At 72.7% G+C, this 14,143-nt stretch carries 10 protein-coding genes; 9 read left to right on the forward strand and 1 reads right to left on the reverse strand.

All coding sequences use genetic code 11. The annotated features are described in order from the left end of the window. Window positions 1-163 precede the first annotated feature (163 nt). On the forward strand, window positions 164-2,083 hold the full coding sequence (locus ACIG5E_RS19350; protein WP_396534961.1) for a glycoside hydrolase family 5 protein: 1,920 nt from the start codon (window positions 164-166) through the stop codon (window positions 2,081-2,083). A 199-nt stretch (window positions 2,084-2,282) separates the two neighbouring features. Then, window positions 2,283-2,792, forward strand: coding sequence for a signal peptide protein (locus ACIG5E_RS19355; RefSeq protein ID WP_396534765.1), 510 nt, complete (start codon window positions 2,283-2,285; stop codon window positions 2,790-2,792). Between the two features lie 29 nt (window positions 2,793-2,821). On the opposite strand, the gene ACIG5E_RS19360 is transcribed toward ACIG5E_RS19355, so the two are convergent. Beyond that, window positions 2,822-4,225 carry a PLP-dependent aminotransferase family protein gene (locus ACIG5E_RS19360; RefSeq protein ID WP_396534767.1) on the reverse strand — a complete coding sequence of 468 codons (1,404 nt, stop codon included), beginning with the start codon at window positions 4,223-4,225 and terminating at the stop codon, window positions 2,822-2,824. On the opposite strand from ACIG5E_RS19360, the gene ACIG5E_RS19365 reads away from it, so the two are divergent. The 7 genes from ACIG5E_RS19365 (at window position 4,224) to ACIG5E_RS19395 (ending at window position 14,129) form a co-directional block, all read left to right on the forward strand. Beyond that, a complete protein-coding gene (locus ACIG5E_RS19365) occupies window positions 4,224-5,507 on the forward strand; it encodes an aminotransferase class V-fold PLP-dependent enzyme (RefSeq protein WP_396534769.1) in 1,284 nt (427 codons plus the stop codon). The two genes, ACIG5E_RS19360 and ACIG5E_RS19365, sit on opposite strands and share 2 nt — an antisense overlap. Beyond that, a complete protein-coding gene (locus ACIG5E_RS19370) occupies window positions 5,504-6,787 on the forward strand; it encodes an MFS transporter (protein ID WP_396534771.1) in 1,284 nt (427 codons plus the stop codon). Before ACIG5E_RS19365 ends, ACIG5E_RS19370 begins: the two co-directional genes overlap by 4 nt. A 299-nt stretch (window positions 6,788-7,086) precedes the next feature. Beyond that, complete coding sequence (locus tag ACIG5E_RS19375; RefSeq protein ID WP_396534773.1) at window positions 7,087-8,502, forward strand: family 2B encapsulin nanocompartment shell protein; 1,416 nt, start codon at window positions 7,087-7,089, stop codon at window positions 8,500-8,502. Beyond that, window positions 8,489-9,916: a SufS family cysteine desulfurase gene (locus ACIG5E_RS19380; RefSeq protein WP_396534775.1), complete on the forward strand. Its 1,428-nt coding sequence runs from the start codon at window positions 8,489-8,491 to the stop codon at window positions 9,914-9,916. Before ACIG5E_RS19375 ends, ACIG5E_RS19380 begins: the two co-directional genes overlap by 14 nt. A gap of 433 nt (window positions 9,917-10,349) precedes the next feature. Then, the gene (locus tag ACIG5E_RS19385) at window positions 10,350-12,185 is read left to right on the forward strand and encodes a phospholipase C (RefSeq protein ID WP_396534777.1); all 1,836 of its coding nucleotides are present in this window, start codon (window positions 10,350-10,352) and stop codon (window positions 12,183-12,185) included. A 107-nt stretch (window positions 12,186-12,292) separates the two neighbouring features. Further along, window positions 12,293-13,249 (forward strand): TAXI family TRAP transporter solute-binding subunit, encoded by a 957-nt coding sequence (locus tag ACIG5E_RS19390; protein WP_396534779.1) that lies wholly within the window; start codon window positions 12,293-12,295, stop codon window positions 13,247-13,249. 166 nt (window positions 13,250-13,415) lie between these two features. Next, a complete protein-coding gene (locus ACIG5E_RS19395; protein ID WP_396534781.1) occupies window positions 13,416-14,129 on the forward strand; it encodes a hypothetical protein in 714 nt (237 codons plus the stop codon). Window positions 14,130-14,143: the final 14 nt, after the last annotated feature.

The raw sequence follows: 14,143 nt of genomic DNA on the forward strand, positions 1-14,143 counted from the left end.
GTCCCGGAATTTCGACACAGCTTGCACAGAACCGTCCACGATTCATTCCAACCCACCAGCCCCAGGAGTGGTGGCACCCTCCTGGAGCGCGTCGGCGGAACAGGTCTTTTGACGTACCGTCGACAATTCCTGCCCCTGTCACCCCTTACTGGAGAGATCCGTGATACCCATCCGCCCGGCTCGCCGAGCCGTGCTCGCGGTGGCGGCCCTACTGGCCGCCCTCATCGGCACCGCCCCGCCCGCCCAAGCCGCACCGACCGCCGCGCCCGCGCCGAGCGGCACCCGGCTCGCCGCCTCCTGGACCGGCCCGCTGAGCACCCGGGGGCGGTACGTGGTCGACGCGAACGGCGACCGGTTCAAGCTCAAGGCCGGCAACTGGGCGGGCGCCCAGGGGACTTGGGAGGGCAGCGGCTCCACCACCGACCCGGCGCACAACCAGGCCGGCCAGGTCTCGTATAACATCCCGCTCGGACTGGACCGGGCGCCGATCGGCCAGATCCTGGCGGGCTTCCACGGCCTCGGGCTGAACGCCGTCCGGCTGCCGTTCGCCAACGCGCTGATCCACGACACCGCTGCCGTCCCGGACGCCGCCGTCGCCGCCAATCCCCAGCTCAGGGGCAAGACCCCGCTGCAGGTCTACGACGCGGTCGTGGCCGCGCTGACCGCCGACGGCTTCGCGGTCATCCTCAACAACCACACCACCAGCTACCGCTTCTGCTGCGGCCTGGACGGCAACGAGCGGTGGAACAGTGGCCAGAGCACCCAGCAGTGGGAGGACGACTGGGTGTTCATGGCGAACCGCTACAAGGACGACAAGCGGGTCGTCGGCGCGGACCTGCGCAACGAGGTGCGCCGGGACACCTGGGACGACCCCAACTGGGGCCTGGGCGACAGCCACGACGAGTACGCGGCCTTCGAGGAGGCCGGAAACCGGATCCTCCAGGCCGACCCCGACCTGCTGGTCATCATGGAGGGCATCAACTGGTACGGCATCCCCGCCGCCGGGTTCTCCCACGGCCGACCGATGCTCACCCCGGTGGCCACCCTGTCCAACACCCTGATCCGGTCCGACAAGCTGGTCTACGCCGCCCACTTCTACGCCTACACCGGCCCGGCCAACACCGGCGCAGGCAGCGGCCCCGGCTCCACCGGCGACCCGCGCTACGAGGACTTCACCCCCGAACAGCTCGCCCAGGTGGTCGACCAGGAGGCCCTGTTCGTCACCCGGTCCGGCCAGCACTTCACCGCCCCGGTCTGGGTCAGCGAGTTCGGCGCCGCCGGGCGCGGCTCGACCGACGCCAAGGAGCAGGCCTGGTTCGACCGCTTCACCGACATCCTGGCCGCCAACGACACCGACTTCGCCGTCTGGCCGCTGGTCGGCTGGCAGAACAACGGCGTCCCGAACGACAACTGGGCGCTGCTCTCCTACGACACCGCCGGCCGGCAGCTCGGCCTGAACGACCCCGGCGACTGGCGCGCCGCCGACTGGAACAAGCTGGTCAACGCCCCCTCGTACACCGGACAGGTCGCACCGGTCGCCCGCTGGAACATGCTCGACCTCGACCACGGAGACCAGAACGTCTCCGGCCGCATGCTGGCCCGGCCCGACTGGAGCCCCGGCAACCGCAAGGGCGACTGCCCGGACGGCCAGCGCCTGGCCGGCCTCGGGCGCAGCAGCAGCCGCGGCCTGTGCACCGACACCGGCCTTCCCGCCGTCGGCACCGGCGACTGGGTGACCGTCACCGACCAGCGCTACGTCACCGGGGGTGACTGGGCGTCCGGTTACGACAAGCTCCAGTGCCCGGACAACACCTTCGCCGTGGGCTACAGCGTGCACGGCGACGCGATGTCCGCGCTGCTCTGCGCCCCGGCCGCCACCGCCCTGCCCACCACCGGCCGGACGGTCTGGTTCGACCACGGCGACAACCGGCCCGCCGCCGGTGGCTCCGTCGCGAGCGACTGGGCGCCCGGCACCTACAAGGGCCAGTGCGCCGACGACGAGTACGTCGCCGGCGTGGCCGACACCTGGCGCTGGCTCCAGTACGGCGTTCCGGACGCGCTGCTCTGCCGTCCGCTGAGCTGACGCACCGGCCCGATCGGTAGCGCCCGATCACACGGTGTGACGGATATCCGGTCAACGCGCCCGGCGGATGCGCCATCCGCCGGGCGCGTGCAGGGTGGAGGGGAACGAACCACCCGGCCGGCGACCGTCCGTAGCACTGCGGGCACCGTCCGGCAGGCGGCAGCTCCCCAGTGGCCGCCCCTCGACCGAAGGAGGCGCCATGCCGACCAGGACGATCCCCCGTCGGGCTCTGGTGCTGACCGTCGCCCTCGCCGTTCTGCCGACCGTGGCGCTGGCGGCGCCCGCGCAGGCGGCCTCCGCGTCCCCGGCCGCCGCATCCCCGACCGCATCGGCGGCCAACGCGGCACCGGTCCGCTTCTTCGACCTGCCCGACACCCCACTGCCGAGCGACCGCGCGCCGCACCGGATCACCTTCAGCTACCGCAACGACGCCCCGACGGACCGGACGATCGCCCCGCAGATCCTGGTCGAGTCGCCCCAGAGGGGCCCGTTCCTCGACCCGTCGGACATCCGGCTCGAACAGCTGGGGAGCGACGGCCGCTGGCACACCGTGCCGCTCGCCAGCCAGACCGGCACGCTCTACACCGGCCTGATCCCAGCGAAGATCGTCCTGCACAGCCACCACACACTCACCGAGCGGTACCGGATCACCGTGCTCCACGCGCCCGCCCAGGGGACGGTGGAGCCCCGGATCGCGATCTACGCCTGAGCCCCCCGGGCCGCTACACCGCTGCGCCGTCAGGCCTGGGCGGCCACGGCGCCCAGGCGGGCCGCCGCCTCGACGAGTTCGGCGGGTTCGGCCGCAGCGGCGAAGCCGAGCCGCAGGTGGGCGGCCGGCGGCTCGGCCGGGAAGTGGTGGTGGCCGAGGTTGACGGCCACCCGGTGCGCCCGGGCCGCCTCCGCGACGGCCTCCTCGGTGTGGCCGGCCGGCAGCCTGACCCACAGGTGCAGGCCGCCCTCCGGAACCCGGTGCAGCGTCCAGTCCGGCACCTCCCGCGCCAGGGCGTCGGCCAGGACGGCGCAGCGCTGCTGCAGCGCGGCGGACAGGGCGCGCAGGTGCCGGTCCCAGGCCGGGGTGCTGAGCAGTTCGACCGCGGCCTCCTGGAGCGGGCGGGCGATGAAGAAGTCGTCCACCCGCCGCATCCCGAGCAGCCGCCGCATCACCGGCCCCCGGGCGATCAGCGCGCCGATCCGCAGGCTGGGCGAGGCGGGCTTGGTCAGCGAGGTGAGGTGGATGACGGTGCCGTCCCGGTCGTCGGCGACCAGCGGCCGGGGCACCGGCCGGCCGTGGCCGAGGTGGCGGGCGAAGTCGTCCTCGATCATGAACGCCCCGGCGGCGCGGGCCACGTCGACGATCTGGCGGCGCCGTTCGCCGGAGAGGACCGTCCCGGTCGGGTTGTGGAAGGTGGGCTGACAGTAGAGCAGGCGCGCGCCGGTCACGGCGAAGGCCTCGGCGAGCAAGTCGGGGCGCAAACCCTGGTCGTCCATCGGCACGGGCACCGGGTGCAGTCCGGCGGAGCGCGCGGCGGCGAGCGCCCCGGCGTAGCTGGGTGACTCGACCAGGATCGGGCTGCCGGGCGCGGCGACGGCGCGGAACAGCAGTGACAGCGCGCCCTGCCCTCCCCCGGTGACCAGCACGTCGTCCGGGCCGACGTCGCCGCCCGCTTGCCGGGCGAAGATCGTCCGCAGGGTGGTCAGGCCGGCCGCCGGGGCGCGGTGCCAGGCGTCCGGGCGGCGGGCTGCCCGGGCCAGGGCGCCGCCGAGCAGCCGGGTGGGCTGGAGGCTCTCGTGCAGGTAGCCGCCGGACAGCGCGATGGTGCCGGCGGGCACGGTGCCGGGCTGCTCGTCCGGCGCCTCGGGGGCGAACGGGCGGCCGGCCAGGGCCACCGCCTGCCAGGAGGTGTCCGGTTCGCCGCCGCCGGTCGGCGGGCGGCGGGCCGCGACGTAGGTGCCGCTCCCGGGCCGGGTCACCACCGCGCCCTCGGCGGCGAGCAGGGCGATCGCCCGGGAGACGGTGACCGGCCCGACGCCATGACGGGTGATCAGGTCCCGGCTGCTGGGCAGGCGGTCGCCCGGGGAGAGGCGGGCGATCTGGGACCGGAGGATCGCCACCAGGGTCTCGATACTGCTACCGTCAGACATGAAGAACGAGAATAGCGCTTTCGCCTCCAGCTCGGAACCGCTCCTGAGCCCCGGACCGGAACCGGTCCTGAAGCTCGGCCAGGAACCGCTCCTGGACCTCGCCGCCCTCCGAGCCGACACTCCCGGCTGCGAGGCGGTGATCCACTTCAACAACGCCGGCGCCGGACTGATGGCCCGTCCGGTCCTGGAGACGGTGCTCGACCACCTGCGCCTGGAGGCGGGCATCGGCGGCTACGAGGCCGCCGCCGCCCGCGCCGCCGAGGTCGCCGACTTCTACGCCGCGCTCGCCGAACTCCTCGGCACCCGCCCCGGCAACCTCGCCTTCGCCGCGAGCGCGACCCACGCCTACACCAAGGCCCTGTCCGCGATCGACTTCCGGCCCGGGGACGTCATCCTGACCACCCGCAACGACTTCGTGTCCAACCAGATCGCCTTCCTGTCCCTGCGCCGGCGCCACGGCGTCCGGATCCTGCACGCCCCCGACCACCCCGACGGCAGCGGCGTCGACGTCGAGGCGATGGCCACGCTGATGCGCGCCCACCGGCCGCGCCTGGTCGCCGTGACCCACGTGCCCACCAACTCCGGGCTGATCCAGCCGGTCGCCGAGATCGGCCGGCACTGCCGGGAACTCGACCTGCTGTACCTGGTCGACGCCTGCCAGTCGGTCGGCCAGTACCCGATCGACGTCGAGGCGATCGGCTGCGACCTGCTCACCGCGACCTGCCGCAAGTTCCTCCGCGGCCCGCGCGGTTCGGGTTTCCTCTACGTCTCCGACCGGGTGCTGGAGGCCGGGTACGAGCCGCTCCACATCGACATGCACGGCGCGCGTTGGGTCGCCCCCGGCTACTACCGGCCGGTCGACACGGCGGCCCGGTTCGAGGAGTGGGAGTTCCCGTACGCCACCGTCCTCGGCTGCGCCGCCGCCGTCCGCTACGCCCTGCGGGTCGGTCTGGAGCCGGTGGCCCGGCGCACCCCCGCGCTGGCCGGCCGGCTGCGCGAGCGGCTGGCCGCCGTCCCCGGCGTCCGCACGCTCGACGGCGGGCCCGCGCCGGCCGCCCTGGTCACCTTCACCATCGAGGGCTGGCAGGCCGGCCCGTTCAAGGCCGCGATGGACGCGCGTGGCATCAACTCCGCGCTCAGCTATCGGGAGTTCGCGCAGTTCGACTTCGCCGACAAGGAGGTGGAGTGGTGCCTGCGGCTGTCGCCGCACTACTACAACACCGAGGACGAGGTCGACGCGGTGGCCGGCACGGTGGCCGAGCTGGCGAGGAGCGCCCGATGACCCGGACGACCCAGGTCTCGTCCCCGCCGAGCACCGAACCCGCGCGGCAGAGCCTGTGGCACAACCACGACTTCCTCAGGTTCTGGGCCGGCGAGACGGTCTCGCTGCTCGGCACCCAGGTCACCAACCTCGCCCTTCCGCTCACCGCCATCGGCGCCTTCGGCGCGACCGACGAACAGGTCGGACTGCTGCGCTTCCTGCAGCTCGTCCCCTACCTCGGTCTCGCCCTGGTCATCGGCGTGTGGGCGGACCGGCACCGGCGGCGGCCGGTCATGCTCGGCGCCAACCTGGTCCGGCTGGTCCTGCTGGCGCTGGTGCCGCTGCTCTACTGGTGGCACGCGCTCGACCTGCCCGTGCTGATGGTGATCGCCTGCACGGTCGGCATCGCCTCGGTGGTGTTCGACGTCAGCTGGATGTCGTACGTGCCGGTACTGGTGAGGAGCCCCGAGCACTACGTCGAGGCCAGCGCCAGGATGAGCACCAGCTCCTCCGCCGCCGACGTCGCCGGGCCCGGGCTGGGAGGCGTCCTGGTGTCGGCGGTCAGCGCGCCGGTCGCCGTGCTCGTCGACGCCTGCTCCTACCTGGTGTCCGTGCTCTCGCTGCTGTCGATCCGCACGACGGAGCCCGCCCCCGAACCGGCCGCCGAGCGGCACCTGTGGCGCGAACTCAAGGACGGCATGGGCTGGGTGACGCGGAACCCGGTGCTGCGCTCGCTCGCGCTGATCGGCTTCTGCTGCAACTTCTCGATGATCACCGTGTGGACGATGTTCCTGCTCTACGGTCACCACGACCTCCACCTCGGCGACGGGACGATCGGCGCGGTCTTCTCGACGGCCTCCGTCGGCGGACTGATCGGCGCGCTGGTCGCGCGGCGGGTGATCGCCCGCTTCCCGCTCGGCCGGGTCTACCTGGTCGCGCAGTCGGTGCTGCTGCTCGGCCCGGGCCTGATCCCGGCCGCCGCGGGGCCGCGGCCGGTGATGATCGGGATGTTCGTGCTGTCCTTCTTCAGCACCTACCTCGGCCTCGGCGTGGCGGGGGTGATCATCGTCAGCCTCCGCCAGGCCGTGACGCCCCAGTCGATGATGGGGCGGATGACGGCGGCCTTCCGGACCCTGCTGTTCGGCGGCGGATCGCTGGGCGGCCTCGCCGCCGGGCTGCTCACCGGTCAGCTCGGCGCCCGGGGCGCCCTGACCGTCGCGGCGGTCGGCTCCGCCGCCGTGGTGGTCGGGCTTCTCGTCTCCCCGGTCAGCCGGCTGCGGGCGCTGCCCGCCGCGCCGTAGCGGTGACCGGGGCCCAATGCCCCCGCGTGCCCGTCCGCGACGGGCGCACGGGGGCGGTCGGGCGTGCGCCCCAACTCGCCCCCCGTGCTCCCAAGTCCGGCTTTGCGAAGCATCGCCGCCGCTTATGCCAAAGCCACCCGATCGAGTGAGTTTGGCAACCTCGATTCCCCGTGTTCGCGCAGGGACTGTCCGCTGTCCGGCGAGTTGAAACGTGGTCACACCGAGCGCGATCCAGCGGCAACATTCTCCGGGTCGATCTGACGACACGTCGGTTGTTCATACCGGAGAGGTGACCAGTCGTGACCACCGAGACCGTTCCGCAGAACCAGCAGGGCCAGAAGAGCCTCAGTACCTCCGCCGCCCGGAATCTCGCCACCACCACCAAGACCGTCCCGCAGATGCTCGGGATCACTCCCCGGTACCTGCTGCGGGCACTGCCCTGGGTGGACCTGGACGCGGGCGTCTACCGGGTCAACCGCCGCCGGGGCTTCATCCTCGGCGACGGCCTGGTCAGCACGTACGTCGACGGCGGCGGCGCCACCCGGGTCATCGCCGAGGACCTGCGCGAACTGGCCTTCCTCAGCCAGGTCGACAGCCCGGTGCTCACCGCGCTCGCGGCCGGGTTCACCGAGCGCGAGGTCGCGCCCGGCGAGCTGATCGTCGACGCCGACACCCCGGCCGATCAGCTGCACATCCTCGCGTTCGGCCGGGCCGAGAAGCGCGCGACCGGCGCCTACGGCGACGACGCCCTGCTGGCCGTCCTCGGCGACGGCGACTTCTTCGACGCCGCCGCCTGGGCCGGCGGCACCGCGATGACGTACCGGGTGAAGGCCGTCACCACCTGTACCGTGCTCTCGCTGGACCGCCGGATGCTCGTCGAACTCGCCGACCGGGAGCCCTCGTTGCGCACCCAGCTGGAGGAGTTCGCGGCCGGCCAGGCCCCGACCGACCCCGAGCACCCGATCGACCTCCACTCGGGCCACTCCGGCGAGCCGTACCTGCCGGAGACCTTCGTCGACTACGACGAGAGCCCGCGCGAGTACGAGCTGAGCATCGCCCAGACCGTCCTCAAGGTGCACACCCGCGTCGCGGACATCTACAACTCCGACATGGACCAGGTCCAGGCCCAACTCCGGCTGACCGTCGAGGCGTTGCGCGAGCGCCAGGAGTGGGAGATGCTCAACCACGCCGAGTACGGCCTGCTCAACAACGTCGTGCCGACCCAGCGGGTGCGCACCCGCGGCGGCGCGCCCACCCCGGACGACCTGGACGAACTGCTGACCCGGGTCTGGAAGCAGCCCGCGTTCTTCCTGGCCCACCCGCGGGCGATCGCCGCGTTCGGCCGCGAGTGCACCCGGCGCGGGGTGCCGCCGCAGATCGTCGAGCTGTTCGGCAGCCCGTTCCTGACCTGGCGCGGCGTGCCGCTGCTGCCCTCCGACAAGCTGGACCTTAACGGCACGGCCAACTCGGCGCCCGGCACCACCAACATCCTGCTGATGCGCGTCGGCGAGGAGCGGCAGGGCGTGGTGGGGCTGCGGCCGTCCAAGGTCCCGGACGAGGTCGAGCCCGGCCTGGCCGTGCGCGCGATGGGCGTCGACCGGCAGGCCATCACCTCCTACCTGGTGACCAGCTACTTCTCGACCGCCGCGCTCGTGGACGACGCCATCGCGGTGCTCCAGAACGTCGAGGTGTCGAACTACCATGACTACTCCTGACGGAATCGGGCGCGGCACCGGGATCAGCGGGGCGCCGGGAGGCCTCTCGACGTCGACCACCCTGCCGGGCAACGGCGTCGCCACTCCCCCGAACCCGCTGCCCGAGGCCCTCGCCCACGCCGCCGGCGGCGGCCACTACTGGCTGCCGACCCAGGCCGACCGGAGGTCCGCGCCCACCGCACCCACCGGCGGCTTCGACGTCGAGTCCGTCCGCCGGGACTTCCCCCAGCTGCACCGTGAGGTCAACGGCCGGCCGCTGGTCTGGCTGGACAACGGCGCCACCACCCTCAAGCCCCGCCAGGTGGTCGAGGCCGTCGGCGAGCACTACGCGTCGGGCACCTCCAACGTCCACCGCGGCGCGCACACCCTCGCCAAACAGGCCACCCAGATCTACGAGGAAGGCCGCGCCGAGGCCGCCAAGGTACTCGGTGCCCCGGACCCGGACGAGATCGTCTTCGTCCGGGGCACCACCGAGGCCGTCAACCTGGTGGCCCAGACCTGGGGGCGGGCCAACCTCGGCGTCGGCGACGAGATCCTGGTCTCCGCCGCCGAACACCACTCCAACCTGGTGCCCTGGCAGCTGATCGCCAAGGAGCGCCGGGCCCGGGTCGTCCCCATCCCGCTGCTCCCGGACGGGCAGTTGGACCAGGACGCCTACCGGGACCTGCTCGGCTTCCGGACCAAGATGGTGGCGCTCACCCACGCGTCCAACGTGCTGGGCACCATCCCGCCGGTGGCGGAGATGACTGCGCTCGCCCACCGCTACGGCGCCAAGGTGCTGGTCGACGGCGCCCAGGCGGTCGCCCACTTCCAGGTGGACGTCACCGCCCTGGACGCCGACTTCTACGCCTTCTCCGGGCACAAGGTCTTCGGGCCGACCGGGATCGGCGCGCTGTACGGCAAGCGGGAGCTGCTGGAGGCCATGCCCCCGTGGCAGGGCGGCGGCAACATGATCGACTCGGTGAGCTTCGAGCAGACCAGCTACGCCCCCGTCCCGCACCGGCTGGAGGCCGGCACCGGCCACATCGGCGGGGTGGCCGGCCTGCGGGCGGCCCTGCGGTACCTGTCCGGACTGGACCGCCAGGCCGCCACCGCGCACGAGGAGCAGCTCACCGAGTACGCCACCGCCGCGCTGCGGACCGTGCCCGGGCTCCGGCTGATCGGCGAGGCGCCGGGCAAGATCGGGGTGCTCACCTTCCTGCTCGCCGGGACGGACCCGATCGCCCTCGCCGGGGCGCTCGACCAGCAGGGCATCGCCATCCGGGCCGGCCACCACTGCGCCCAACCCGCCCTCGCCGCCTACGGGTTGCAGGCCGCGGCCCGAGCCTCGCTGGCCCTGTACAACACCGTGCAGGACGTCGACGCCCTGGTGACCGCCCTCCAGGGCATCCAGGCGGAGGCCGCCGCGTCCTGACCGGCCGCCGGGGGCGGGCGGGCGCCGAACGGCCCGTCCGCCCCCGGTCGTTCAGCGGCCCGCTGCCCCCGCGGCGGCTGGCCGCCCGCCCGCTGGCCGCCGAGGCCGGTCGGGCGATGTTCCGTGACTTCGACCACGGTTTCGCGCAGGGGCTCACGGCGATCCCGGCCGGGATAGAAACGACATTCCTGGCCTGAAAGCGCCGAAACCTGTCCCGTAATCGTCGGATTCGAGCGACATTCATCGGACTTGTCTGCCGGGTGGCAGCCCTGACGAAGAGTTCCGTACTGCGGCGATTTACCTCGCGTTCACATGCACTCGTCAATCGCGTTCACCGCTACGCTCTAGCGTCTAGCCGCCGCGCCGCTTCGAGCTACGCGCGTCACGGCCCCAACTCCTGACACGTATGACGATGACGTCCGAGGAATCGACCATGCACGCAGTCCCCACCCGTAACAGGTGGCTCCGCTACGGTGCCGGCCTGATCGGCGCGGCCTCGCTGGCCGCCTTCGGCGGTGCTCCCGCGGCCTTCGCGGCCGACGGTCCGCAGACCGCCACCCCGATCAAGCACCTGGTGGTGATATTCCAGGAGAACGTCTCCTTCGACCACTACTTCGGCACCTACCCGAACGCGGCCAACACCGCCGACGACAAGGTGAAGTTCACCGCCAAGCCCGACACCCCGAAGGTGGACGGCCTCAGCGACGACCTGCTGCACAAGAACCCGAACCGGAACAACCCGCAGCGCCTGGGCCCGGCGCAGGCCGTCACCTGCGACCAGGACCACACCTACAAGGACGAGCAGCTCGCCTTCGACGGCGGCAAGATGGACAAGTTCGTCGAGCACACCGACATCGAGAGCTGCAAGCCCCCGATGTACACCGCGCCCGGCCTGGTGATGGACTACTACGACGGCAACACCGTCACCGGCTACTGGAACTACGCCCAGCGCTTCGCGATGAGCGACAACTCCTTCGGGACCAACTACGGCCCCTCCACCCCGGGCGCGATCAACCTGGTCTCCGGCCAGCTGCACGGCGGCTACCCGATCGACCCGAAGACGGGTCAGCAGACCACCGACGCCTACGTGGTCGCCTCCCCGGACGCCAAGGGCATCGGCACCGTCATCAACGACCCCGACCCGGGCTACGACGACTGCTCCGACCCCAAGCACAACCACCTGGTCATGACCGGCAAGAACATCGGCGACCTGCTGAACGACAAGGGCGTCAGCTGGGGCTGGTTCCAGGGCGGCTTCAAGCCGACCGGCACCAAGGACGGCAAGGCCGCCTGCGAGGCCACCCACAAGAACATCGTCGGCGCCGCGCAGACCGACTACAACCCGCACCACGAGCCCTTCCAGTACTACAAGTCCACGGCGAACCCGCAGCACCTCGCGCCGAAGACCGTGGACGAGATCGGCCACGACGGCCAGGCCAACCACCAGTACGACCTGACCGACTTCGACGCCGCCCTCCAGCACGGCAACCTGCCGGCCGTCAGCTACCTCAAGGCCGCCAACTACCAGGACGGCCACGCTGGTTACTCCGACCCGCTGGACGAGCAGCACTTCGTCGTCGACACCCTGAACAAGCTGCAGAAGTCCAAGGACTGGGCCTCCACCGCCGTCGTCATCGCCTACGACGACTCGGACGGCTGGTACGACCACAAGTTCGCCGAGCCCGTCAACGGCTCCAAGGACGCGGCCAACGACAGCCTGAGCGGCCCCGGCCAGTGCGGCAAGGACGCCGGCTGGGGCGGCTACGCCGACCGCTGCGGCTTCGGCCCGCGCCTGCCGCTGCTGGTCGCCTCCCCGTACGCCAAGGCCAACTTCGTCGACCACACCCAGACCGACCAGACCTCGATCCTGCGCTTCGTCGAGGACAACTGGAAGACCGGCCGGATCGGCGACTACTCCTTCGACGACCACGCCGGCTCCATCGAGGGCATGTTCGACTTCAAGAACCCGCAGTCGGCCACCCTGATCCTCGACCCGGCCACCGGCCAGCCCGCCGGCGGTGACACCACCCCGAGCGGCCAGCCCACCGGCGGCTCCTCGGCCACCACCCCGGCCGGCTCGGCGACCTCCACCGACGGCACCGGCAGCACCGCCGTCGCCGGGGCCACCAGCAGCGTCTCCGGCCCGCCGCTGGCCGAGACCGGCGCCAACTCCAACACCGGGCCGATCGCGGCCGCGGCCGTCGCCCTGCTGGCGCTCGGCGGCGGTGCGGTCTTCCTCGCCCGCCGCAAGCGCGGCCGCCGCGCCTGACGCCCGGCCCGCACGCGCAACACCCCCGGCACCGCCGGGTCCTGGCAGCCAGGACCCGGCGGTGCTCGCGTTCAACCGAGGACCCGGGGCGGGCTACCCTTCCCGCCATGACCGCCACCACCCCGCGCCGCCGCACCGTACTGGCTGGTGCCCTGGCGGCCGCCGTCACCGCTTGCTGCTCCGGCGGCTGCTCGGCCGGGGACGCGCCGACGCGATCGCTGCGGCTGGCGACCGGGCCCGAGGGCGGTCCGTACAACGCCTTCGGGCGCTCCTTCACCGAGGCCGTGACGGCGAGCGGACGGCTGACCCTCACCCCGGTGAGCAGCGCGGCCAGCGTGGACAACCTCCAGCAGCTCGCCGACGGCTCGGTGGACCTCGCCCTCACCACGGCGGACGTCGCCGAGGACGCGGTGCTGGGCCACGACACCTTCGACCGCCCGCTCGGCCTGACCGCGCTGGCCCGGGTGTACGTCAACTACCTGCACCTGCTGGCCCCCGCCGACGGCCCGGTGCGCGAACTCGCCGACCTGGCGGGCCGCCGGGTGGCGACCGGCGCGGTGGGCTCCGGGCTCCAGGTGACCGCCGGACGGCTGCTGCGACAGGCCGGGACCGGCGTGCGGCAGCAGTCGCTCGGGCTGGCCGATTCCCTGGCCGCGCTGCGCAGCGGCGCGCTGGACGCGGTGTTCTGGTCCGGCGGCGTGCCGACACCGGCCGTGTCCGCGCTCGCCCGGGAGCTGCCGCTGCGGTTCGTACCGCTGGACGCGGTCGCCGCGCTGCTGCGCGAGCGCTACGGCCCGGTCTACACGGCGGTCACCCTGCCCGCCGGCGCGTACGGCCTGGACAGCCCGGTCGCCACCCTGGGCGTCGGCAACTACCTGACCGCCCGGCCGGGCGTGCCCCAGGACGCCGTCCGGCAACTGCTCGGCATCCTCTTCGACCAGTGGGCCACCCTGCTGCGGTCCGTGACGGCGGGCGCCCGGCTGGAGCCCCGGTTCGCCGTCTCCACCGGGGCCGTCCCGCTCCATCCGGGGGCGGCGGCGTACTACCGCTCGGTGTACGGATAGTCGGCCCGGTGGAGGGCGTGACGATCCGGTGACACGGAATGCGCCATTCCGTCGACTGTGCGGACTAACTTCGATCGTGCACGCCGCTCCGTCTCCCACCGGCCCCCGTCCAGGCCGATCGGGGCAACGGGCGTGTCCTCACCCGTACTTCGCGCAGGAGACCCGCATGCCCTTCTCGACGACCCGCCGCGCCCCCGCCGTCCGCACGCTGGCCGGCACCGTCCTGACCGCCGCCCTGCTGGTATCCGCCACCACGGCCTGCAGCAGCTCGTCCGGCTCGCACGACACCGCCGCGCCGACCGCCACCATCGCCCTCACCCCTACCGCTACCGCCAGCGCCTCCACCACGCCCGGTGGCACCGCACCCGGTGCCACCACGCCGCCCGCCACCCCGGGCACGCACGGCACCACCGCCTCGGCCACCCCGACCGGCGCGCACCGCAGCACCCCGCCGGCGAGCACCGGCAAGGGCGCCCACAGCCAGACCCTGCCGGACGGCAGCAAGGTCGAGATCCAGCAGCTCGGCGACCTGCACTACGTCGCCAAGATCGTCCACGACGGCCAGGTCCTCGGCACGGTCGAGGCGAACGGCCACGACGCCGGGGTCGACGCCAACGACATGTTCGTGGTGCTCGCGATGGACGGCACGGTCCACGCCTGGATGGGCGGCTCCCACCAGGGGCCGGGCACCTTCAAGCTCGCGGGCGGCTGGACGGCCAAGGTCACCAAGGTCGGCGAACTCCACTACCGCGCCGACATCATCGGCAACGACAACGCGGTGATGGGCACCATGGAGTCCAACCAGCACGACGACGGCCTCGACGCCAACGGCGTGTACATCGTGCTCGGCGCGGGCGGCGAGATCAGCGCCCACGACTGACACCCTCCCCGCCC

Source organism: Kitasatospora sp. NPDC053057 (assembly GCF_044546945.1).
Taxonomy (GTDB): Bacteria; Actinomycetota; Actinomycetes; order Streptomycetales; family Streptomycetaceae; genus Kitasatospora.

Excerpts from the sequence above, each read along its gene's own strand:
- ACIG5E_RS19355 (WP_396534765.1), top strand. The coding sequence starts at position 2,283 with ATGCCGACCAGGACGATCCCCCGTCGGGCTCTGGTGCTGACCGTCGCC.
- ACIG5E_RS19365 (WP_396534769.1), top strand. The coding sequence starts at position 4,224 with ATGAAGAACGAGAATAGCGCTTTCGCCTCCAGCTCGGAACCGCTCCTG.
- ACIG5E_RS19360 (WP_396534767.1), bottom strand. The coding sequence starts at position 4,225 with ATGTCTGACGGTAGCAGTATCGAGACCCTGGTGGCGATCCTCCGGTCC.
- ACIG5E_RS19370 (WP_396534771.1), top strand. The coding sequence starts at position 5,504 with ATGACCCGGACGACCCAGGTCTCGTCCCCGCCGAGCACCGAACCCGCG.
- ACIG5E_RS19380 (WP_396534775.1), top strand. The coding sequence starts at position 8,489 with ATGACTACTCCTGACGGAATCGGGCGCGGCACCGGGATCAGCGGGGCG.
- ACIG5E_RS19385 (WP_396534777.1), top strand. The coding sequence starts at position 10,350 with ATGCACGCAGTCCCCACCCGTAACAGGTGGCTCCGCTACGGTGCCGGC.
- ACIG5E_RS19390 (WP_396534779.1), top strand. The coding sequence starts at position 12,293 with ATGACCGCCACCACCCCGCGCCGCCGCACCGTACTGGCTGGTGCCCTG.
- ACIG5E_RS19395 (WP_396534781.1), top strand. The coding sequence starts at position 13,416 with ATGCCCTTCTCGACGACCCGCCGCGCCCCCGCCGTCCGCACGCTGGCC.